This is a genomic window from Bacillus sp. P4_D3, assembly GCF_056401855.1.
In genome coordinates this window covers 1-2351 of record NZ_JBFUIN010000496.1, presented here as the reverse complement: position 1 = coordinate 2351, position 2351 = coordinate 1, and the positions used below count along the sequence as shown (strand labels likewise).

Genomic DNA, 2351 nt, shown 5'->3' with positions numbered 1-2351 from the left:
GTATCTTATCTTTATATGATTATTCTTAACAAATACTTAGCTTCTCAATCCCAATTATCATTATACCCTTTCCCTTTTTCAAAAAAACAATGAAATCTCCCACTAAAACTCAATAAAAAAAGCCTCAATCATCACAAATTTGAATTGAGACTTTTTTCTTTCTATTATATATACATCTATTGTTGATCACATAATTTTGTATCATTAACTACAGAAGTTCCTTCAACGGTAACTGTATGAAAACAATCATTTACACGAACTGTAACAACATTATCTTGTCGATCAATAATATGATATTCATTAAATTCTTTATTTAGAGCACTACGAATTTGTTCTCCTTCATAAATTGGAATACCGTGTGATAAAACCCAAATAAGCCCAGCGATAGCAAGAATAGTTTTCATACGACCTACCTCCTTGAGAATAAAGTGAACTTTTAATCAGTGGTGTTTTCAGCCCTACTGATTATTAGTTGAATCAATTGGGCTATTATGCGGGATAAGTTCATTTCGTTTATATTATGTTTATGCTAATTGTGACGGAATTGTGACAACTTTTTGTCTCTTTAGACGAAAAGTTGAAACAAAACTTTCAAAAAGGACAATTCTACTTACGTGAACAAAAAGGCTATGGAGAATTTCCTCCATAGCCTTTTTGTTGAATTTTATTAAACGACCATTTCACTATGCTTAATCTTAAGCGTTTCGATTTGAATTGTAGCATGTTCAATATGGAACTCCTGTTTTAACATAGTAATAATATTTTGAAGCACTTCTTGATCGTCCTGTTTTTTATCGATCATTACATGGACACTTAATGCATCTAATCCTGATGTAATTGTCCAAATGTGGAGATCGTGTATATCACGTACACCCTCTACTTCTTTAATAGCTTGCTTAACTTGTTCTATCTCAATTGAAACAGGTGTACCCTCCATAAGTATATGAATGGAATGTTTTGTTACTCCCCATGCACTCTTTAAAATTAATAGCGCTACAACCACTGAAATAATTGGATCTGCAATATACCATGAAAATAACGACATAAGTGCACCAGCTACTAACGCACCAACTGAACCTAAAGCATCTCCAAGAACATGTAAATACGCGCTACGTAAATTGACGTTATTTTTCACATCACCTTGTCTCATAAGAGCCCATGCACTAATTAAATTTGCTAGTAAACCAATTGATGCGATTAACATCATCGGACCACTTGCTACAGTTGGTGGTTCAAAAAACCTTCCAATCGCTTCCCACACGATAAGTCCAGCTACAACAAATAATGTAATACCATTAATTAATGCCGCMAATATTTCAAAACGATAATATCCATACGTTTTTGTAGAAGTAACAGTTCTAGCTGCTAATCCAATGGCAATTAAACTTAATAATAACGAACTCGTATCACTTAACATATGTCCTGAATCAGATAATAAGGCTAAACTATTTGTAACTAGTCCTCCAAAAAATTCAAGAAACATAATAATTGCCGTAATTACTAATGCCGTAATTAAACCTTTCTTATTCCCTTCTCTACTCTCTTCAAAATGATGATGCCCGTGGGAATGCCCGTGAGTATGCCCATGATGTTGGTGACCGTGATGATGTCCCATATAAATTCCTCCTTTTAATCTTGTTTTATCTTTAATAATTCTTATATTGAATTTTCACTTTATTTATAAACGGCTCTTTTCTTACTTGAATTGAACTTGTTGGACAGCCGTCACTAGCTGCCAACATTGCTTTCAAGAAAATTTTTGGGATTCCCATTATTCCTTCATTGTTATCTAATACACCAAATGATTTTCCTTTTCCATCTAATTGATATATATCAGGAGCTACGGAAGCACATAATCCACATGACCCACAATTTTTTTTATTTACGACAGTATAATGTAACAATATAAATCACCTCCGTTATCCACATACAATACATAGGTAGGGTATATTAAACCGTTTGTTTTATACCCATTTTCATTCTTAAATAATAATGACATATCGGTTTTAAATCGTTATCAAATTCATAAACTAATGGTGTTCCTGTTGGAATGTTTACATATTCTATATCTTCATCTGAAATTTGATCTAAATATTTTACTAAAGCTCTTATTGTATTTCCATGCGCTGCAATAATCACTTTTTTCCATCTTTTAAATTAGGGGCTATTTCTTCATCCCAATATGAAACAACTCGTTTTTCTGTATCTTCTAGATTTTCTGTAAGGGGAAACTTATTATCTTTTAAATCTCTATACTTCGGATGTGCCGCTTCATATCTCTCATCATCTTTTGTAAGAGCTGGTGGGCGTACATTTGTTGAACGTCTCCATAAAGTTACTCTCTCATCACC

The 2351-nt window shown here is 32.9% G+C and carries 3 protein-coding genes and 1 pseudogene; all 4 read right to left on the bottom strand.

All coding sequences use genetic code 11. The features are described 5' to 3' along the window. Positions 1–176: 176 nt before the first annotated feature. Positions 177–404 (bottom strand): hypothetical protein, encoded by a 228-nt coding sequence (locus tag AC1DTM_RS23225; protein WP_002160816.1) that lies wholly within the window; start codon positions 402–404, stop codon positions 177–179. A 263-nt stretch (positions 405–667) separates the two neighbouring features. Next, complete coding sequence (locus AC1DTM_RS23220; RefSeq protein ID WP_477000989.1) at positions 668–1615, bottom strand: cation diffusion facilitator family transporter; 948 nt, start codon at positions 1613–1615, stop codon at positions 668–670. A 31-nt stretch (positions 1616–1646) separates the two neighbouring features. Beyond that, positions 1647–1904 (bottom strand): ferredoxin, encoded by a 258-nt coding sequence (locus AC1DTM_RS23215; protein WP_016105915.1) that lies wholly within the window; start codon positions 1902–1904, stop codon positions 1647–1649. A gap of 46 nt (positions 1905–1950) precedes the next feature. Continuing rightward, a pseudogene (locus AC1DTM_RS23210) lies at positions 1951–2351 on the bottom strand (2,3-bisphosphoglycerate-dependent phosphoglycerate mutase); the annotation flags it as partial.

Bases quoted from the DNA above. Each gene is read 5' to 3' on its own strand.
- AC1DTM_RS23225 (WP_002160816.1), bottom strand. From the start codon at position 404: ATGAAAACTATTCTTGCTATCGCTGGGCTTATTTGGGTTTTATCACAC.